The following is a 19,692-nucleotide window of genomic DNA, read 5'->3' as shown; positions in this document are numbered from 1 at the left end:
TCCTTGGGCTGGTGAAGATTGCAGCGCTTATGGTGCCTGCGCTAGCCCCTGGGCGCTATTGTCTACCCGGACATTTTCCGATCAATTTCAGACTATTTTCTACGCAGTCCGAAGGGGCGGCTACACCAGAGCCGCCGCCGCCAGCTCTTTCTTCAGGTAGGCATAAAACAGCGGCGCCGCCACCAGACCTGCCGGGCCGAAGACGGCTTCGGCAACGAACATCACCGTGAGCAGCTCCCAGACGCCGATCTGCGTGCGTTGGCCGACCACACGGGCGTTGATTACATATTCGGCCTTGTGGATCAGCACCAGAAACGCCAGGCAGGCGGCGGCAGCCTGGGGCGAGACGGAGAGGGCCACGATGGTGATGACGCTGTTGCACAGCAGGTTGCCGACGATGGGCACCAGCCCGGCCACGAAGGTCAGGGTGATCAGTGCCGGCGTGTAGGGCAGGCGCTCGCCCCACAGCGGCATCAGGAACAGCAGAAAAATGGCGGTAAGCGTGGTGTTGAAGGCGGCAATCCAGATCTGCGCCGCGACGATCTGGCGGAACGCCTCGGCAAACACCCGCAAGCGCTTGGCCAGTGCCAGCGCCAGTGGGCCGCTTCTGGGGGCGACGGTGCGCACGGCGGCAAGCGCGCCGATCAGCAGCCCCACGTAGGCATAGAGCAGGCCGCCCAGCCAGGCGCGCCCCGCCATGGCGAGCGCGCCGGCCTTGGCCGCCAGGTAGCTGGCAATGGTGCGCTGGATGGCGTCGGCGCCGTCGGGCAGGTGGGCCGCCATGTCGGGCGGGAGCTTGACGCGCAGCTCCAGCACGGTGCGCGCCATGTAGTCGAGCAATTCCCGGTACTGCAGCGGCGCTTCGACCACATAGCCGCGCGAATGCGTCACGGCAAACGCCAGCAGCCCCACAGGCAGCAGCACGACGAGCGTTGCCGCCACGATCTGGGCGCCGCGCGCAGGTGCTGGCGAGGCGGCAGCACCGGGCCACAGCGGCACCAGCCAGCGCGTGAGCGCCCGCGTGGCAATGAACGCCAGGCACAGGCACAGCAGCCCTGGCAACAGCCCGTGCCGCATGACGAGCAGCAAGCCGCCAGCCACCAACAGGTAGCTGGCCAGCGCCACGCCGCGCGGCAGCGGCACCTGCCCTGGCACGCGCAACGGGTGGCGCAGCGGCGCCGGCGAAGCGGGTGGGGTCTTGCTCACGCCACGACGACAGCCGCGCCGTCGCCGCGCGGCGCAATCTGGCCCAGGCGGTGCACCGCCTCGCCGGCGCTGGCCAGCAAGCTGGTGACGGCCTGCGCGTCTTGCGGCGCGACGACCAGCACCATCCCGATGCCGTTGTTGAAGGTGCGGTTCATTTCCTCGTCGGAAATGGCCGCCGTGGCCTGCAGCCAGGCAAACAGCTCGGTTTGCGGCCAACTGCCTGGCTTAAGGTGCGCGGCCAGGTCGTCCGGCAGCACGCGGGGAATGTTCTCCAGCAAGCCGCCGCCGGTGATGTGCGCCAGCGCCTTGATGCCGCGGCTGCCGCCGTCCGCGACCGGGTGCGCGGCGAGGGCCGCCAGCACGGATTTGACGTACAGGCGCGTGGGCTCCATCAGCGCGGCGCGAAACGGCTTGCCGTCGAGGGTGGTGGGCACTTTGCCTGTGCTTTCAGCGCGCGCAATGCATTTGCGCACCAGGCTGAAGCCGTTCGAATGCACGCCGCTGGATGCCAGACCCAGCACCACGTCGCCGGCCTGCACGCTGGCGCCGGTGAGGATTTTCGATTTTTCGACCGCGCCGACGGCAAAACCGGCCAGGTCGTACTCGCCGGCGGGGTACATGCCGGGCATTTCGGCGGTCTCGCCGCCAATCAGCGCGCAGCCCGAGAGTTCGCAGCCGCGGGCAATGCCGCCCACCACGGCGGCGGCGGTGTCCACATCCAGCTTGCCGCAGGCGAAGTAGTCGAGGAAGAACAAGGGCTCGGCGCCTTGCACCAGCACGTCGTTGACGCTCATGGCCACCAGGTCGATGCCCACGGTGTCGTGCATGTTCCATTCAAACGCCAGCTTGAGCTTGGTGCCCACGCCGTCGGTGCCCGAGACCAGCACCGGCTCCTGGTAGCGCTTGGGCACCTCGAACAGGGCGCCGAAGCCGCCGATACCGGCGAGCACGCCGTCCCGCATGGTTTTCTTGGCCAGCGGCTTGATGCGGTCCACCAGCGCGTCGCCGGCGACGATGTCCACCCCCGCGTCCTTGTAGGAAATGGGCGAGCTGGTGTTGGAAGGGGTGGAGGAACTCATGGGAAAGGGCTGGTGGCTGCAAAGAGGGGCGCGCGGGGCGCGCAATGGGGCGGATTTTAGGCGACGGGCAACTCCGGGGCTTAGGTGCGCGCCCGCCATCGGCCAGACTGCAGGCTTGCGCAGTGCGCGGGCACATTAAAATGCAGGTTTTTGCGGCACGCACGGTCACGGCACACACGGTCACCTTGGGCCCTTGGCGCCCACGCAGGCGCGCAGATGCGCAGATGCGCCGCCGCAAGACGCCGCAGCGAGCTTCAACCTCCTTTTTTGTGAAATCCAGCCTCTCTCGCTTCACTCCTTCTGTTCTCGCCTGGGCGCCGTCCCGGCGCGGCCAGCGGCGTGCCGTGTGCAGCGGCTGCTCTGCATGAAGCAACTGGCGCTTGACATTGGTTTGGCGCCGCTGCCCACGCTGGGCAGCTTTTTTGGCGGGCCGAATGCCGCAGCCTTGCAGCATCTGCGCATGGCCGTCGAGGGCGGCAGTGCGCGCTCGCCCGTGCCCACCTACCTGTGGGGCGAGGCCGGCACCGGCAAGACCCATTTGCTGCGTGCGGTGCGCGAGGCGCTGCGCGAGCAGGGTGTGCTGTGTGGCTGGTGCGATGCCACGACCGATCACCCGCCCGCCTTTGACGAGCGCTGGCACGCCGTGCTGCTCGACGATGTGCAGCTCTACAGCACGGGCCAGCAGGCGGCCGCATTCAATTGGTTCGTCAACGCGCTGAGCCCCGCCACCGGCGCGCCGCGCTGGGTGCTGGCCGCTGGCAGCGTGCCGCCTGCCGACCTGCCACTGCGCGACGACCTGCGCACGCGCCTGGCCTGGGGCCATGTGTTTCAGTTGCAACTGCTGGGCGAGACCGAGCGCCGCTCGGTGCTGCGCCAGCATGCCGATGCGCGCGGGCTGTTTCTGAGCGATGAGGTCATGGATTTCATGCTCAGCCGCTTTTCGCGCGACTTGGGCAGCCTGATGCAACTGCTCGACCGCCTTGACCGCCACGCCTTGCGCAAGCAGCGCGCCATCACGGTGCCGCTGCTCAAGGACATGCTGGATTCTGAATAAATGACTGCACCCGTGTCTGCCATTGCATCCGAGAAACCCCGGTTGGCCCTGTTCGACCTCGACCACACGCTGCTGCCCATCGACTCGGATTACGAGTGGGGCGAATTCACCCAGCGCATCGGCTGGACCGACCCGGCAGAGTTCGGCCGCCGCAACGCCGAGTTTTACGCCCACTACCAGGCCGGCACGCTCGACGTGCACGATTACGTGCGCTTTGCCACCGAAGCGCTGCGCCTGCGCGGGGCCGAGGCGGCCGCCGAGGCGCATGCGCAGTTCCTGCGCGAAGTCGTGCAGCCGGCGATTCGTCCGGCAGCGCTCGACCTGATTCGTGCCCACCGGGACGCCGGCGACACGCCCATCATCATTACCGCGACCAATGAATTCGTCACCCGCCCGATTGCCCAGTTGCTCGGCGTGCCGCACCTGCTGGCCGTAGAGCTCGAACGCGATGCGGGTGGCTGGTTCACCGGCGAGATTCGCGGCGTTCCCTCGATGCGAGAGGGCAAGGTGCGGCGCATGGAACAATGGCTGGCGGCGCGGGACCTCTCGTGGGACGCGGTGCACAGCACCTTCTACAGCGATTCCACCAACGACCTGCCGCTGCTCGAGCGCGTGAACGTACCCATCGCCACCAACCCCGACGCGCGCCTGCGCGCCCTTGCGGCGCAGCGCGGCTGGCGCATCCTGGACCTGTTTCCCCAGGGCTGAAAAGTCCCCTAAAACCATGATCAAGAATTTCATCGACAAGCTGCTCTCCAAGGCCGGCTCCGGCGCGCGCAAGCGCCCGGCACACCCCTACGGCAAGCGCGTCGAGGTGCCCGCCTCGGTGCACGGCATCGACCCGGCGCGCGTGGACCGCCGCGCCATCGACGTGGTGCGCACGCTGCAGCAGGCCGGTTTCGAGGCCTACATCGTCGGCGGCGCGGTGCGCGATATGTTGTTGGGTCTCAAACCCAAGGATTTCGACGTCGCCACCAACGCCACGCCCGAACAGGTCAAAGGCCTGTTCCGCCGCGCCTTCATCATCGGACGCCGCTTTCGCATCGTGCATGTGGTGCACGGGCGCGGGCGCGAGAACGAGGTGATTGAGGTCTCCACCTTCCGCGCCTACCTCGACAACGCGGCGGCCGAGCAGGTCGCCGGCAATGAGAAAACCTCGCGCGCCGCCCTGGCGGGCATGCAGCACGCGGTGGATTCGACGGGCCGCGTGCTGCGCGACAACGTCTGGGGCCCGCAGGACGAAGACGCCACACGGCGCGACTTCACCCTGAACGCGATGTACTACGACCCCGAAAGCCAGATCGTGGTCGACTACCACCACGGCATCGAGGACGCCAAGAAGAAAACGCTGCGCATGATCGGCGACCCGGCCACGCGCTACCGCGAAGACCCGGTGCGCATCATCCGTGCCGTGCGTTTCGTGGCCAAGCTGGCCGCCTTGGGCTTCACGCTCGAACCCAAGACCGCTGCGCCGTTGGTGCAATCGCAGCAACTGCTTGCCGACGTGCCGCAAAGCCGCATGTTCGATGAAATGCTCAAGCTCCTGCAGACGGGGCATGCCATCGCCACCATCGAGCAGCTCAAGAAGCTGGGCCTGGCCAAGGGCATCTACCCGCTGCTGGACGTGGTGGTCGAGCGCGCCGATACGCCCTTCGTCCTGGCGGCCCTGACCGACACCGACCGCCGCGTCAAGGAAGGCAAACCCGTGGCGCCCAGCTTTCTGCTGGCCTGCGTGCTGTGGCAGGACGTCAAATCGGGCTGGGAGCGGCACCTGGCCAAGGGCGAACACGCGCTACCGGCCTTGCAGGATGCTATTGATGGCGTGTTCGAGCGCCGCATCGGCGATGTCTCCGGCCGCGGCAAGCTCGCCGCCGACATGCGCGAAATCTGGGTCATGCAGCCGCGCTTCGAAAAGCGCACCGGCCGCGTGCCCGAAAGCATGGTGGCGCAACTGCGCTTTCGCGCCGGCTTCGACTTCATGCGCCTGCGCGCCGACATCGGCGAGGTGGATGAAGCCCTGGCCAGCTGGTGGCAGGAGTACAGCACCGCCGACGAATTCCGCCGTGAAGATCTCATGGAGCAGGCACGGGAAGAGCAAAAGCCCCGTACCCGTTCCGCAGCGCCCGCAGCACGGCGCGTGCCGCGCGAAGCGGCGGCCGCTCCGGCTGGCAGCGGCGATGTCTTGCCAGAATTGGCCGAGCGCGCGGAAGGCGCCGAAACCGGCGCGCCCAAGAAGCGCCGCCGCCGCCGCCGCAAGCCCACGGGTGGTGGCGGGGAAGCGCCGGCGGGCCAATCGCACAGCGACGCGGCGCCCCACGGCGACGAATGACTTCGGCTTGCCGTGACAGTGCAAACCACCGCCTGGATTGGCCTTGGCGCCAATCTCGGTGAGCGCGCCGCCGCGCTGCGCAGCGCCCTTACAGGCCTTGGCGCTTTGCCCGGTACGCGCGTGCTGCGCGTGTCCTCGCTCTACCGCAGTGCGCCGGTGGATGCGGGTGGGCCGGACTACTTGAACGCCGTCGCGGAAGTCAGCACCTTCCTCACGCCCCAGGCCTTGCTGGAAGCCCTGCAAACGCTGGAGCAGGCAGCGGGCCGCGAGCGCCCCTACCGCAACGCGCCGCGCACGCTGGACCTGGACATCCTGTTCTACGGCGATGTGAGCCTGGAGAGCGCCGGGCTCACCTTGCCGCACCCGCGCCTGCACGAACGCGCCTTCGTGCTGCTGCCCCTGGCGGAACTCGCGCCGGAGCGGGTGGCGCCGGAGTGGCTGGCGGGGGTAGCGGGGCAGGCCATCGAGCGGTGGGGCGGGGCCGATTGGGGCAATATCCTCGTTTGAAATTAGTTCGAAATATATAGCTGTAGGCGCTTATCCCATAAGCGATAGAGGCCAATTTCACTGTGTATTTTTATGCTTCGCTGCACGGGCGGGTGCACGGCGGGTGTGCCCGCATTTTTGGCAGCCGGCCCTTGCCAAGGGTGGGAGCCTGGACGGCGCAGGCATTGGGGTCGGATCACGATTTCGCCCAGCGAAAAGCGTGCTCAGACCCCGATCCCGGAATGGTGGGCGCTGCGTCAGATGCACTCAATTCCGTCCTTTTGACGGCGTGCCTTCGCCAAGGTTTCACGGTCAGACGCAACCAGCCAGCGCCATTGACTTTACGGGCCAAGCACAGCGCGAGTGCCCATGCCCACCTCTATCCCGCGTCTTGCTACACGGCGTCCAAGGTAGCCAGCAAGCTAAGACACCCGTCGGATTGTCATGTTGCTTCACCAGAAAGATCTGCTGCCCCAAGCTGCTCCCGCACACTCCCCAACACTCCCTCCAGCAACGCCTCCCGCACCTCCGCCGACGGCATCGCCCGCGCCAGTGCCACAGCCCCCACCAACTGCGCCACCACCGACCAAGCCTCGGCCTCGCGGCCCGTCGCGGTCGCCATGCTGTCCTTGAGGGTTACCACGCCCTGCTCAAACGCCAGCCGGGTCGCGTCGTTGGCGCGCGCGACCTCGCCCGCCAGCGCGGGGATGGCGCAACCCGTCTCTGGTTGCTCGATGTGGGCGGGGCTGAGATACCCCTCGACGATGCGCAGCAACTGCTTGCGCGATTTGCCGTGGAACAGCTTGCCCGAGCGCTGCAATTCGTTGTGCACGATGGCTTCGAGCAGTTCGCTCTTGGAGCGAAAGTGCGAATAGAACGCCCCCGAGGTCAGGCCGGCGGCGGCCATCAGGCTGTCGACGCCGGTGCCGGCAAAGCCCTGGCGCTTGGCCAACGCGCCCGTGGTCTTGAGCAGGCGGGCGCGGGTGTCTTGTTTGTGGGTGGTGGGGTAGCGCATGGGGGTGCCTTAAAAACGCTTGCAGTGTGGCATAACGATCGTTACGATAACGACCGTTATCTTAAACCTAGGCCACTATGAACACAGAGACTCAACTGCCGCTGCGCCCCGCAGCCCTCATCGTGGGCGCGGGCGACGCCACGGGTGGCGCCATCGCCAAGCGCTTTGCGCGCGAAGGCCTGGTGGCCTGTGTTACCCGCCGCAGCGCCGACAAGTTGGTGCCGTTGGTCGATGAGATTACCCGCTTGGGTGGCCAGGCGCGTGGCTTTGCCTCCGATGCGCGCAAGGAGGACGAGGTGGTGGCGCTGGTGGACACCATCGAGCGCGAAGTCGGCCCGATCGAGGTGATGGTGTTCAACATCGGTGCCAACGTGCCGTGCAGCATCCTGGACGAAACAGCGCGCAAATACTTCAAGATTTGGGAGATGGCCTGCTTCGGCGGCTTCCTCGCCGGGCGCGAGGTGGCGCGGCGCATGGTGGCGCGCGGGCGCGGCACGATTTTGTTCACGGGCGCCACGGCGGGGCTGCGCGGCTCGGCCAACTTTGCCGCTTTCGCCGGCGCCAAGCATGCGCTGCGCGCGCTGGCGCAGAGCATGGCGCGCGAGCTGGGGCCGAAGAACATCCATGTGGCGCATGTGGTGGTCGACGGCGCCATCGACACCGATTTCATCCGCGAGAGCTTCCCCGAGCGCTATGCGCTGAAGGACCAGGACGGCATCCTCAACCCCGAGCACATTGCCGACAACTACTGGCATTTGCACGCCCAGCCGCGCGACGCCTGGACCCACGAACTCGACCTGCGCCCGTGGATGGAGCGCTGGTAGCCCGCTGCCCCGATCTCACCCAAGGACCCCCATGACCAAAACCGTTGAATTCCTGTTCGACCTGGGCAGCCCCTACAGCTACCTGGCTTGGCACCAGTTGCCCAAGGTGGCAGCAGCGCAGGGCGCCCGCACCGTCTATACGCCGGTGCTGCTGGGCGGTATCTTTCAGGCCACGGGCAATGCCAGCCCGGCGGAGGTGCCGGCCAAGGCGCGCTATCTGGACATTGACCTGGCGCGCTGGGCGCAGGCCTGGGGCCTGCAGATCGCCAGCAACCCGGCGTTCCCCATCCACACGCTGGCGTTGATGCGCGGCGCCGTCGCCATGCAGATGCAGGGCGACGAGCCCTTCCAGCGCTATATGCAGGCGATGTACCACGCCATGTTTGGCGAGCCGCGCAATATGGGCGACCCGGCCGAGGTGGCGGCCGTGCTCACGGCGGCGGGGTTCGATGCGGCAGAGGCCATGGCCCAGATCGGCCAGCAAGCGGTGAAAGACCGGCTGAAGGACAACACCAGCCATGCGATCGCGCGCGGGGTCTTCGGTGTGCCGAGCTTTTTCGTGGGCGATGAGCTGTTTTGGGGGCAGGACCGGCTGGATCAGGTCGCGCAGGCGCTGGCGCGCGCCTGATGCTTCCAAAAAAATAGCTGCTAGCGCTTGTCCAATAAGCGCTAGCAGCCGTTTTGATCTAAAAAATGGAGCGGCTGTTGGTCAATCCACCGTGGCGCCCGACGCCTTCACCAGCGTCTTGTACTTGGCGCGCTCGGCCGCCATGAAGCTGTCGAACCGCTCGGGCGTGGTTGGCACAGGTTCGGCCAGCAAATGGCCAAAGCGGGTCTTGGTTTCTGGCGCGTTCAGCGCGGCGACAAACGCCTTGTTCAGCTTGTCGAGGACAGGCTTGGGTGTGCCCGCGGGCGCCACCAGGCCCCACCAGGTGTCGATTTCAAAACCTTTGAACGTGTCGGCCACGGGTGGCACACCGGGCAGGGCAGGGCTTGCCTGGGCGCTCGTCACGGCCAATGCCAGGAGCTTGCCGCTTTGGATGTTGGGTGCCGCGGTGGCGAGGTTGTCAAAGTTGAAATCGACCTGGCCCGAGAGCAGGGCAAGCTGCGCCGGTTTGCCGCCGTTGTAGGGGATGTGCACGCCAAAGATGCCCGCCTGCTGCTTGAACATTTCACCCGCCAGGTGGCCGGCACTGCCGTTGCCGCCGCTGCCATAGTTGAGTTTGCCGGGGTTGGCACGGGCGTAGGCAATCAGGTCGGCCAGGGTGGCGATATGGCGCTGCTTGGCGATGTTGGCATTCACCACGAGCACGTTGGGGATGCGCACCATCTGGGTAATGCCAGCGAAATCCTTGGCGGCGTTGTAGGGCATGCGTTTGAACAGCCAGGGGTTCACGGCATGCGTGGCGGTGGCGGCGATGCCGATGGTGTTGCCGTCGGGCGCGGCCTTGGCGACGATGTCGGCGCCGATGTTGCCGCCTGCGCCGGGCTTGTTCTCGACGATCACCGTACCAAGGGCATCTTTGACGCCTTCGGCCAGTACCCGTGCCGTGACGTCCACCGGGCCGCCGGGGCCGTAGGGGACGATGAGGCGAATCGGGTGCGACGCGTCTTGCGCCTGCGCGCCGGTGGCAAACAGCGCGGCTGCGGCAGCGCTGGCAAGGAGGAGAGTGCGGAGTTTCATGGCGCTATTGTGCAAAAAATGCCCTGCGCACGCTGTCCGCTCCCACCGCCGGGACGGCAGGGGCCGTTTTCAAGCGCCGTGCTTGTCGGCCTCCGAAGTGAACGCGTCAGCGAAATACTCTTCCGCTGGCAGGCCCCGCTGGCCGCAATAGGCGTCGCGCGCGCTGTCCACGACGATGGGCGCGCCGCAGGCATACACCTGGTGGCCCGAGAGGTCGGCAAAGTCGTCGAGCACGGCCTGGTGCACAAAGCCGGTGCGGCCGCTCCAGCCGTCTTCCGGCAGGGCATCGGAGACGACCGGGATGTAGCGCAGTTGCGGCAGCTCGGCCAGACGCTCTTGCACCCAGGCGTCCATGTACAGGTCGCGCGGGCGTCGCCCGCCCCAGTACAGCGCCACGGGCCGGGTGCTGCCGCTCTTTTGCAATTGCTCGATCAGCGCCTTGACGGGCGCAAAGCCGGTGCCCGAGGCGAGCAGGACGATGGGTTTGTCGGAATCTTCACGCAAGTAGAAGCTGCCATACGGCCCTTCGATGCGCAGGATGTCGCGCTCTTTCATGCCGGCAAACACATGGTCGGTGAATTTTCCGCCGGGCATGTGGCGCAGGTGCAGTTCCACGCCGCCCACGGCTTCCTGCGTGTGCGGCGCGTTGGCGATCGAGTACGAACGCCGCACACCGCCTTGCAGAATGAATTCGACATATTGGCCGGCGTGGTAGCGGAAGGCTTCGGTCGCTGGCAGTTGCAGGCGCAGGCGCATCACGTCGTGCGAGAGCTGCTCCAGCGCGGCAATGCGCACCGGGAGCTTGCGGATGGGGAAAGCGCCTTCGTCGGTCACCTGGCGCGATTCGAGCACCACGTCGCTGTGCGCCACGCTGCAGCAGGTGAGCACGAAGCCGGCGGCTTCTTCCGCCGCGCTCAGGGCTTTTTCCTGGTGCTCGCCGTGCACCACGGTGCCCGATATTTTCTTGCACTTGCAGGAGCCGCAGGCGCCGTCCTTGCAGCCGTAAGGCAGGCCAACACCGGCACGGATGGCGGCCGTCAGCATGGGTTCGTTCGCTTCGGCGGCAAAGGCGCGGCCACTCGGCAGCACGGAAATCTGAAAGGGTGGTGCTGCGGGCGCGGCGCTGGTCATGCTTTGGGTATCCTCAAGGTTCTGCAAAGAGCCGTTCGATTTTGCCCTCAAACCAAAACCCCTCCGGCGCGCTGCCCGCGCGCTTTCGCCGCCCCAGGCTGCTCATCGTCGGCTGCGGCGACGTGGGCGTGCGCGTGCTGCGTGCGCTCTCGCAAGGCGACAACCCCCCGCGCCTGCGCGTGCTGGCGCTGACATCGAGCGCCGAGCGCGTGGCCGAGCTGCGCGCACTGGGCGCCGAGCCGCTGCTGGGCAACCTCGATGCCCCCGCCACGCTGCGCCGCCTCGCGGGCGTGGCCACGCATGTGCTGCACCTGGCTCCGCCGCCGCAATCCGGTGCCACCGACCCGCGTACGGCAGCACTGCTCGCCGCCTTGCGCCTGCGCACACTGCCCAAAACTTTGGTGTACGCCTCGACCAGTGGCGTGTACGGCGACTGCGGCGGCGCCTGGGTGGCCGAGACGCGCGCCGTGGCGCCGGCGACCGCCCGCGCCCGGCGCCGCGTGCACGCCGAGCAAAGCGTGCGCCGCTTTGGGCGCGCCGGGGTGCGTGCCAGCGTGCTGCGCGTGCCGGGTATTTACGCACCAGACCGCGCGGGCGGCACGCCGGAGGCGCGCCTGCGCCGGGGCACGCCGGTACTGCGGGCGCAGGACGACGTGGTCACCAACCATATCCACGCCGACGACCTGGCGCGCGCCTGCCTGGCGGCCCTGTGGCGCGGCGCGCCGCAGCGCATCTACAACCTGAGCGACGAAAGCCAGTTGCCCATGGGCGACTACTTCGACCTGGCCGCCGACCTGTACGGCCTGCCGCGCCCGCCGCGCATCGCGCGCAGCGAGATGGCCGAGCAGTTGGGTGCGATGCAGATGAGCTTCATGAGCGAATCGCGCCGTCTCGACACCACGCGCATGGCGTGCGAACTGGGTCTGCGGCTGGCCTACCCGACGGTGGAGCAGGGCCTGCGGGCAGCGAACGCGTAGCAATGCCCCATGGGCACCCTTGGACTATTGTTCCTTGCCATTAATGTCCGAGACAGCGTATTAAAGCCTGAGGCATGGGGACAGACCGGAACGTTCGCTATGCAGCGAGTGCTGCCGGTGGCCACCGCTCGGCATACTCACGGTGACTGGCACCAAGCGGTCGTTCATAAGCGCTGTTTTGCGGCTCGTCGCGTGGACGCTCTAGACCATTACCGCCGGGCGCACCATCAGCCCTTGACTTCGCCGTTCGGATCTGCTGCGAGTAAAGACTGACACAGGGAACAAGTCCTACTGGGTGATGAACCCTAAGCCGGGTTGGGCGGCGCTGCCGATCGGGCAACAATGGGCTTGAGCCGCCGCGCGTTGCGCACCCCCGGCGCCTCGTCAAAACTCGTCCAAGAGGCTCTCGTTCTTGCCTGCCGTCTGCAATTTCGCCTTGACCCATTCGCGGACCTCGCTGGCTCCTAGCGACTCGATACCGAGGGCCGGCAGCGGGTCCAGCGCGCAGAGCACAAGTTCCGCTTCCTGGGCGGGCACGTCGGGACCTTGAATACGCTCAATCTTCAAGCGCTTACGCGCGGCATCCATCAGGGAAATGCCGTCCTTCTCGGTACGGATGAGGTCCCACTTGTTCAGGCACACAAGTACGGGCTTGCCGAACGCCCGAACCTTCTCGCACAGCGCAACGTCTGTGCCTGAAACGCCGCGAGTGGCATCCATGACAAGCAGGAAGACATCTGTATGGTGGAGCGCATCGTCGGTCGAGGCATTCACCCTAGCCCGATAGTCGTTGAAACCGGGATAGTTGGTGACGAAGGCGTCGCCACCGCCGCCTAGTGCATAGCGCATCGCCTCAGAGGTGGAGCCGGCGACGGGATCCGCATTGGTCGGTATGCCGAAAACCTTCTCGATCAGCGTGTCCTTGCCGGTCGAGCCGTCTCCAACGACGCCGATGCTCAGCCGGTTGGCCAGCGCGAGGCGCAGTGTTGCCGTGTAAAGGACGGCTGGCACCGTCTTTCGGAACGCCGGTCCGGCGAGGTCAACCGCCAGCCAAGCGCCTGAGGCGATCCAACCAATAGGGCCTAGCAGCGTACCGATGGACCGGGTGATGACGGCATTCGTGGCAAAGCTCAGGCCGCTTCCCAACAAGGCTCGCGACACCATATTCGCGGTGATAACTGCGAACCTGTATGTAGCGAAGCCACCGAGTTGACGCAGCAGGATGGGCATCAGCACGGCGGCACTCGCGGCGTACGGCACGTCCTTGACGTCGAGGTTCATTGAGCGGAACAGGACGCGCTTTTCCTCAGCAGTCATCGAGTCGAGCGTGTCGGCGAAGACCTTTTCGATGACTAGCTCTTCGTTGCGCTCCACCGTGTTCGACGACGATATGTCCTTGGCCTTTAGCTTCTCGCCCACGTCGCAAACCACTTCCGCGTAGGACACGCCATCGCCGCCTCGGAAAAGACTCGCGATGTCATTGCTGCCCATGCGGCGCAGGTGGTCGGCGATCTGCTGTGCTGCAGAGCGCGAGGTAAGGTCGCTGGCCTCGGGCTTGAAGTCGAGGTACTTCAGCAGCGGCAGGACGTCCTCGACGGCATGGTTCGCAGTGCGATGGATTACGTCGACGAGCGACAGTTTTTTCTGGGTGGTCATGACAGTGTCCTGGAAGCGGTTCAAGCACGGAGGGTATCGACGGTGAAGCCAAGCTGGCCGTGGGCAAGAGGGCTGATGCTCACGCTCACGTGGGCGCAAGCGTAGCCAACGGCGAGACCTAAGCCGGCACCGGCCAGCGCACCCGCGATACCTGCGAGCGCCGCTCCCGCACCAGCACCTGCCATCAAGCCGGCCGCCGAGCAGATGATGAGCGTCTCTCGGCCCGGTTCCACGTAGCGTACCGTGATGCGGTGGCTGCGCGCGAACTCCTTCAGGGCATTGATCACTAGATCCCTCAATTCCTCCTTCACCTGGAAGGTAGCCGGCGCACCTGCGCGTAGGAATGCCAACAGCTTGTTGATGTCAATGGCGCGGTTGATGGACAGACTGGATTGCATAGATATATCTCCTGGGTTGCGGCATGCCGACCATCGACATGCACGCCAACTACTCCGCATGAACTGTGCCAGGGCCATTCCAGTGTACGACTTCTATATGAATCAATGACTTGGGATTTAATCCATATATTTAATTTCGTCTTATCATTGAAATTGAAATTTGCTTCATCAATGAAAACATGAATATTCTGTCGCAGCGTTTCATCGTCGTGGGAATGCGGGATGCGCCAGCCCGGCGCCGCGACGGGGTCTGGGTGCACGCGGCCGTGATGTCGGCGGATGAGGCGCTCATATCGGGCTGGATCGACCAGGCACGCGGGGAAGAGTGGCGGCTGGTTCAGCAGACGAATCAGTCTGTCATTGGACGCCTGCGCGCGCTGCAAGGAAGACCTGAGAAGCTTCCAGGCAAGACTTGGCCTGAGCTGGTGAACCAGTTGCTCACCATGGAGCCCGCCCAGTTGGTTGATCAACCTGAGTTAGATTCGATCAAGGAGTTGGCGCCGCTGATAAGGCTCGCGGGCGAAATCGTAGCCCGCCGTTCGGTTATCGGCTTCTTGCAGACGTCCACCTCCGAAACACTGCCTGCCGCCAAGATCGCCAGAGAACTGGCGGAGAGGCCTCGCCTGCTTGAAGACAACTCCGTATCGTTCATCCGCCTTCGCTCCTGCGTTTCTGATGATGCTGTCGATACTTCGGACCAAGCCTTCGACGAACTGATGCGTCAGGTAATGTCCCAGCTGACGTCCGTCACGCCCAACGATCACTCCCCCAAGGAAGGTCCCCGGTTGCTCATTGGTGAGACGGGCGCCGGAAAGAGCGAACTGGCTCGTGCGCTGCACGAGAAGTTGCGAGCGCAAACAGGGCGGTCGGGGGACTTCAAATCCGTGAACATCGCTGCGGTCTCGCCCAGTCTGCTGGAGGCGCGCCTGCGCGGCTATCTCAAGGGCTCCTTCACCGACGCCAAGACGGATCAAAAAGGATGGTTCGAGCTAGCCAACGGTGGCACCCTATTTCTCGATGAAATCCAGGCGGCACCAATGGACTTCCAGGTGCAATTGCTGGACCTGCTCAGCCCTGTGTCCGACACGGTCGAAGTGGAACCAATCGCCGCCCAAGGCAAGGAACGCAAGCGCTTTCGCGTCCGGGTCATCATGGCAACCAACGAATCCGAGGCCTCGCTGCTAGCGAAGGGCCGGTTGCGCAAGGACTTGGCCTATCGCATCCGCGCGAGGATGGAGCTGAAGCCCCTTGCGCAGCGTTTGCGCGCGGGCACTGAAGGCGACCTGCTCATTCGCTTGTTGCGGCTGCATAGATGGCGAAGCGCTCCTGCAATCGAGTTCCAAGCGGGGCGCCTCGCCATCGCAGAGGACGATCTTAAGACACGGCTTGTCGCAAGCATCCTTCCCTCTATCGACCGTAAAGCGTTTGGTGTGCTTGAGGCCTATGACTGGCCCGGCAACTTGCGGGAGTTCGAGCGTGTCTGCTTCGATGCATTCCTTGAATACGACCGCACCGGTTCCACAGACTGGGTAAGCACCTTCCAGGCTGCCATCGGCGTGCCTCTGGAAGACACTCGAATCGAAGTCACGGCGAGTGACGCGACACAGGCTCGAATTGCTAGGGAAATTGAAGCACTGCTCGTAGCAAACGAATTCAACGTGAGCGCCATCCAAAGCAGGCTTGCCGTCTATAAGAAGAAGTCTCCGCCAGCGTTGAAGAAATTCCTACGAACGAACAAGGTCCACCTAGATCTGGGGAAATGGGCCAGCCGCAAAGCGCAAGCGCTTCTCAAGGACGTCGCCGACGACGGTCGATGATGCGGCACGTCCGGCCCTGTCGCCCGAGTGTTGATACCGCCTGAACTGACCACCTGTGCCGGATAAGGTTGACCACTCCGCTGGCACTGACCGGCAGAGTTCGCTGCACAGCAAGCATTGCCGGTGGAAGCTGGCACGACAGCAACGGGTAGGCAGCACCAATTCGCAGCTTACGAGAGCTATCGTTCAGATTGTCTGGCGCACTGCGATCCAGCCAGTTTCTGGTTTGAGGCGAACAGCGGACGTCTGGCCAGATAGCAGGTCAAAGTCTGATATCGGCGGCAGCAGTCACAGGCTTGCCAAATCTCAGCGGCTGCAACCAGCCTGAAGCGGCCATCCTCGCTGCCTCACACATTGCCACCGTGACTGCTCGCGACCGGCTGGGGGCCTCCTGTCTCAGACTTTCGTAGCGAAAGAGCGAACCGCGTGACCGGGCCAGTTGTCTCAGGCTTCCTTGGCCGTGAACAGTTGTCGCTGGGCACGCAGCGCAGGCAGTGGGGTCGGACCACGATTTCGCGCCGCGAAACTCGTGCTCAGACCCCGCTGCCGGAACGCAGGGCGTAGCGTTGGCGCAACCACAACCACAACCCCGGATTTTGGCAGCACGCCCAACAGCGCATGGGCGGTTAAAGTTTTGCATGAAATAGGCCTCTAGCGCTTATCTGGTAAGCGCTAGCAGCTATTGTTTTGGTATCTCAGTGGCTGCCCGACAGCGATGCCGCCACCATCCGCTTGAACGGCGGAAAGTTCTGCGCCAGCCGCAGCGCAGCGCCGCGCAGCAGGCGGGCCGGCCCGGCGTCGTCGGTGTAGAGGCGCGCGACCAGGTTGGTGGCCAGGTACAGCGGCAGGGTTGCGCGGCGGTGGGCGCGTTCGTAGTCGGCCAGCAGGCGGCGCGCGGCGATGTCGCCCGCATTGAGCTGGGCCGAGCGGATGGCGTCGGACAACGTCGCAATGCCCAGCAAGCCGAAGTTGAAGCCGTGCGCCGTCACCGGGTGCATGCCCACCGCCGCGTCGCCCACGCAGGCAAAGCGCTGCGCCACCAGGCGGTGCGGCCGCACGCCGACCAGCGGGTACAAATGGCGCGTGCTGGCCAGTTCCATGCGGCCCAGCCGCTGCGAGAAGCGGGCCGTCAGCGCAACGCCAAACTCGGGCGCGGGGAGGTTTTCCAGGCCGTCGAGCTGGTGGTGTGGCAGCGTCAACACCACGCAGGAGCGGTGTGCGCCGGTCTCTGGCGCGTCGTTCATGGGCAGCAGGGCGAGCGTCTGTCCGTAGCCGAACCATTCCCAGGCGACATGGTGGTGCGGTGCTTCGTGCGTCATGGTGCACAGCAGCATGGAGCGGCCATAGTCGTGCATGTCGGCGCTGATGCCCATGGCCCGGCGCGTGCCAGAGAACCGGCTGTCGGCCGCTACCAGCAGGCGTGCCGTGAGTTCCTTGCCGCTGGCGAGCGTGGCGTGGGCCGCCTGTTCGTCGGTGTGCGCCTTGGCCACACTCTCGCCGGCCAGCAGGGTGATATCGCCATGCTGCTCTTGCGCCGCGCGCATTTCGGCGAATGCGGCCCGACGGATCAGGTGGTTGGACACCAGCCAGCCGAGCTCGTCGTGGCGCGAGAGGCCGTGGTCGATGCGCATGGCGTAGCGCGAATGGCCGTCGAGCACCTGGGCGTCGCGCAGCGCCGAGAAGGCGGTGGGCTCGTAGCCCTCGATGCGTTCCCACAGGCCCAGCGCGCGCATTTGCTGCGCCGAGCGCTGGGTGAGCGCAATCTCGCGCCCGTCGTAGGCGGGGGTTTCCAAGGCGGCGAGCGGCTGTGGCTCGACCACGCCAATGGAGAGCCCACAGCCCGAGAGCGAGCGCGCCAGACACAGACCGGCAGGGCCGGCGCCACTGATGAGAATGTCGTAATCCATGGGGTGCAAGCCTAACCGCTGGCGCGGTCCCACGCGACAATTCGGGTCAATTGGGCTTGCGGCTTGCGGGAGCGTGGGGGCATGGGCTCCCGTGACGTAAGCTTGCCGCCTGCCTGTTCAATGGGCTCTGCTACCTCTGTGAATTCGCCCGTTCCCCTTTCCCCCGCCTCCTGGAGGCTCTGGCTGCGCATGGCGCGGCCCGGTTTTCTCGTTGTCACGGCGGTGGGCTGCGCCGTGGGTATGGCGTCTGCCGCAGCCTGCGGCTGCGGCTTTTCCTGGCCACGCGCCGTGGCCACGTTGGCGCTGGCGCTGCTGGCGCACGCCAGCGCCAACATGCACAACGATTTTGCCGACGCCGTGAGCGGTGCGGATGCCGCCAACACCGCCGGGCTGTACCCCTTCACTGGCGGCTCGCGCCTGGTGCAGGGCGGCGTGGTCACGGCGCAGGACATGCGCCAGGTTTCGCTCGGGCTCGGCATGATCGTGGCGCTGGGTGGGCTGCTGCTGGCGTTCCAAAGCGGCGGGGGGCTGCTGCTCATTGGGCTTGCTGGTCTGCTGCTGGCTTGGGCGTATTCGGCGCCGCCCTTGGCGCTGATGTCGCGTGGACTGGGGGAAATCGCGGTTGCGCTGGCCTGGGCGCTGGTGGTGGTGGGCGCTGACTATGTGCAGCGCGGCCGTTTCTTCGTCATCCCGGCGGTGGCGGCGCTGGGCTATGGTTTGATGATAGGCAACGTGCTGCTGGCCAACGCCTGTCCCGATGCGGTGGCGGACGCCCGCGTGGGCAAGCGCACGCTGGCGGTGCGCCTGGGCCTGGCGCGTGCGGCCTGGCTGTATCTGGCCGTGGCGCTCGCGGCGCAGGCTTGGGTGGTGGCCATGGTGGCGGCACTGGTGCTGCCGCTGCCCACGCTCGCGGCGCTGGCAGCGGCGCCCTTGTCGCTGGCCGCTGGCGTGCTGCTGCGGCGCCATGCGGGCCAGCCGGGCCGCTTGCGCCCGGCGCTGGTACTGGGGATCGTGGCAGCGCTGGTGTACGGCCTGGGGTTGGCTTGGGGATTCTGGATGGTGCGCGCGTGAGTGCGCCCTGCAAACAAACACGAGGGTGAGGCAGACGGATGGCGATTCAGTGGTTTCCAGGGCACATGCACCTGACAAAGAAGGCGATTGCCGAGCGCATCAAGGACATTGATGTGGTCATCGAGGTGCTTGACGCACGCCTGCCGGGATCGAGCGCGAATCCCTTGCTGGCCGAGCTCACCGGGCACAAGCCGACGCTCAAGGTGCTCAACAAGCAGGACGTGGCCGACCCGCTGCGCACGCCCGAATGGGTGAACTGGTACAACGCCCAGCAGGGCACGCGTGCCATGGGGCTGGATGCGTCCGAGAGCGCGCCGGCGCGCCGGCTGATCGATGCCTGCCATCTGCTGGCGCCGAACCGGGGTGGCATGGCCAAACCCATGCGGGTGCTTATTTGCGGTGTGCCCAACGTGGGCAAATCGACGCTCATCAACACGCTCTCGAACAAGCGCCAAGCCAAGACGGGCGACGAAGCCGGCATCACCAAGCTGGAGCAGCGCATCACCCTGGCGGACGATTTCTACCTCTGGGACACGCCGGGCATGCTCTGGCCGCGTATCACCGCGCCCGAGAGCGGCTACCACCTGGCGGCAAGCGGCGCCGTGGGGCGCAACGCCTACGATGAGGAGCTTGTCGCCCTGGAACTGCTGCGCCGTCTGCAGGCGCACTACGCGGCGCTGCTCGAAGCGCGCTACCGATTGGGCCTCGCGGAGGCGGCGCTGGCGGACATGCTGGACGAAGACTTGCTGGCTGCGATCGGAAGAAAGCGCGGCGCGGTCATGGCCGGCGGACGTGTCAATCTGCAAAAGGCGGCAGAAATCGTGCTCACCGACTTTCGCAGCGCGGTACTTGGACGCATCACGCTGGAGACGCCCGAAGAATTCGAGGGCTGGCGTGCGGCAGGTGCACTCGAAGACGCAGCGCGCGAAGCGAAAAAGGCGGCCCGAAAGGGCCGGAAAACCCAAGCAATGGGTGAGTGAGCGAGAAGGGTGAGTTTGAGCGCGAACCTTGTGGTCGCGTGGCACCTCTATGATTCGTGTCTGGTGTTTTGAGAGGAC

At 65.7% G+C, this 19,692-nt stretch carries 18 protein-coding genes; 10 read left to right on the top strand and 8 right to left on the bottom strand.

Features of this window, described 5'->3' with window-relative positions; genetic code table 11:
- Positions 1-120: 120 nt before the first annotated feature.
- Together D3F03_RS05035 and purM are read right to left on the bottom strand one after the other, a co-directional pair.
- Entirely contained in the window at positions 121-1,206 is a 1,086-nt protein-coding gene (locus D3F03_RS05035) for an AI-2E family transporter (RefSeq protein WP_425453072.1), read from the bottom strand.
- A complete protein-coding gene (gene purM, locus D3F03_RS05030) occupies positions 1,203-2,285 on the bottom strand; it encodes a phosphoribosylformylglycinamidine cyclo-ligase (protein WP_119108199.1) in 1,083 nt (360 codons plus the stop codon). Before purM ends, D3F03_RS05035 begins: the two co-directional genes overlap by 4 nt.
- Positions 2,286-2,649: 364 nt before the next feature.
- On the opposite strand from purM, the gene hda reads away from it, so the two are divergent.
- Genes hda through folK form a run of 4 tightly spaced genes read left to right on the top strand, consistent with a single transcriptional unit; the run spans position 2,650 to position 6,175 of the window.
- On the top strand, positions 2,650-3,339 hold the full coding sequence (gene hda / locus D3F03_RS05025) for a DnaA regulatory inactivator Hda (protein WP_119108198.1): 690 nt from the start codon (positions 2,650-2,652) through the stop codon (positions 3,337-3,339).
- A complete protein-coding gene (locus tag D3F03_RS05020; protein ID WP_119108197.1) occupies positions 3,340-4,047 on the top strand; it encodes an HAD family hydrolase in 708 nt (235 codons plus the stop codon).
- Positions 4,048-4,063: 16 nt separating this feature from the next.
- Positions 4,064-5,668: a polynucleotide adenylyltransferase PcnB gene (gene pcnB, locus D3F03_RS05015; RefSeq protein ID WP_119108196.1), complete on the top strand. Its 1,605-nt coding sequence runs from the start codon at positions 4,064-4,066 to the stop codon at positions 5,666-5,668.
- Between the two features lie 12 nt (positions 5,669-5,680).
- The gene (gene folK / locus D3F03_RS05010; protein WP_425453071.1) at positions 5,681-6,175 is read left to right on the top strand and encodes a 2-amino-4-hydroxy-6-hydroxymethyldihydropteridine diphosphokinase; all 495 of its coding nucleotides are present in this window, start codon (positions 5,681-5,683) and stop codon (positions 6,173-6,175) included.
- A gap of 421 nt (positions 6,176-6,596) precedes the next feature.
- Here the strand turns inward: folK and D3F03_RS05005 are convergent, their stop codons facing one another.
- Entirely contained in the window at positions 6,597-7,169 is a 573-nt protein-coding gene (locus tag D3F03_RS05005) for a TetR/AcrR family transcriptional regulator (RefSeq protein WP_119108195.1), read from the bottom strand.
- A 77-nt stretch (positions 7,170-7,246) separates the two neighbouring features.
- Between D3F03_RS05005 and D3F03_RS05000 the strand changes: the two genes are divergently transcribed.
- Complete coding sequence (locus tag D3F03_RS05000; RefSeq protein WP_119108194.1) at positions 7,247-7,993, top strand: SDR family oxidoreductase; 747 nt, start codon at positions 7,247-7,249, stop codon at positions 7,991-7,993.
- Positions 7,994-8,024: 31 nt separating this feature from the next.
- Entirely contained in the window at positions 8,025-8,621 is a 597-nt protein-coding gene (locus tag D3F03_RS04995) for a 2-hydroxychromene-2-carboxylate isomerase (protein WP_119108193.1), read from the top strand.
- 81 nt (positions 8,622-8,702) lie between these two features.
- Here the strand turns inward: D3F03_RS04995 and D3F03_RS04990 are convergent, their stop codons facing one another.
- The gene (locus D3F03_RS04990; protein WP_119108192.1) at positions 8,703-9,677 is read right to left on the bottom strand and encodes a Bug family tripartite tricarboxylate transporter substrate binding protein; all 975 of its coding nucleotides are present in this window, start codon (positions 9,675-9,677) and stop codon (positions 8,703-8,705) included.
- 69 nt (positions 9,678-9,746) lie between these two features.
- A complete protein-coding gene (locus tag D3F03_RS04985; RefSeq protein WP_119108191.1) occupies positions 9,747-10,808 on the bottom strand; it encodes a CDP-6-deoxy-delta-3,4-glucoseen reductase in 1,062 nt (353 codons plus the stop codon).
- Between the two features lie 41 nt (positions 10,809-10,849).
- On the opposite strand from D3F03_RS04985, the gene D3F03_RS04980 reads away from it, so the two are divergent.
- Entirely contained in the window at positions 10,850-11,785 is a 936-nt protein-coding gene (locus D3F03_RS04980; protein ID WP_119108190.1) for an NAD-dependent epimerase/dehydratase family protein, read from the top strand.
- A gap of 384 nt (positions 11,786-12,169) precedes the next feature.
- On the opposite strand, the gene D3F03_RS04975 is transcribed toward D3F03_RS04980, so the two are convergent.
- Together D3F03_RS04975 and D3F03_RS04970 are read right to left on the bottom strand one after the other, a co-directional pair.
- Positions 12,170-13,441, bottom strand: a complete 1,272-nt coding sequence (locus D3F03_RS04975) for a GTPase (protein WP_147414700.1) — start codon at positions 13,439-13,441, stop codon at positions 12,170-12,172.
- Between the two features lie 20 nt (positions 13,442-13,461).
- A complete protein-coding gene (locus tag D3F03_RS04970) occupies positions 13,462-13,839 on the bottom strand; it encodes a hypothetical protein (RefSeq protein ID WP_119108188.1) in 378 nt (125 codons plus the stop codon).
- Positions 13,840-14,018: 179 nt separating this feature from the next.
- Between D3F03_RS04970 and D3F03_RS04965 the strand changes: the two genes are divergently transcribed.
- Positions 14,019-15,656, top strand: coding sequence for a sigma 54-interacting transcriptional regulator (locus D3F03_RS04965; protein ID WP_119108187.1), 1,638 nt, complete (start codon positions 14,019-14,021; stop codon positions 15,654-15,656).
- A gap of 695 nt (positions 15,657-16,351) precedes the next feature.
- Here the strand turns inward: D3F03_RS04965 and ubiM are convergent.
- A complete protein-coding gene (ubiM, locus tag D3F03_RS04960) occupies positions 16,352-17,563 on the bottom strand; it encodes a 5-demethoxyubiquinol-8 5-hydroxylase UbiM (RefSeq protein ID WP_119108186.1) in 1,212 nt (403 codons plus the stop codon).
- A gap of 138 nt (positions 17,564-17,701) precedes the next feature.
- On the opposite strand from ubiM, the gene D3F03_RS04955 reads away from it, so the two are divergent.
- A complete protein-coding gene (locus D3F03_RS04955) occupies positions 17,702-18,634 on the top strand; it encodes a prenyltransferase (protein WP_245960500.1) in 933 nt (310 codons plus the stop codon).
- 38 nt (positions 18,635-18,672) lie between these two features.
- Entirely contained in the window at positions 18,673-19,614 is a 942-nt protein-coding gene (gene ylqF / locus D3F03_RS04950) for a ribosome biogenesis GTPase YlqF (protein ID WP_119108184.1), read from the top strand.
- The last annotated feature ends 78 nt before the right edge of the window (positions 19,615-19,692 follow it).

The organism is Simplicispira hankyongi (assembly GCF_003570885.1).
GTDB lineage: Bacteria > Pseudomonadota > Gammaproteobacteria > Burkholderiales > Burkholderiaceae_C > Simplicispira > Simplicispira hankyongi.
This window is presented reverse-complemented; position numbering and strand designations above follow the sequence as displayed.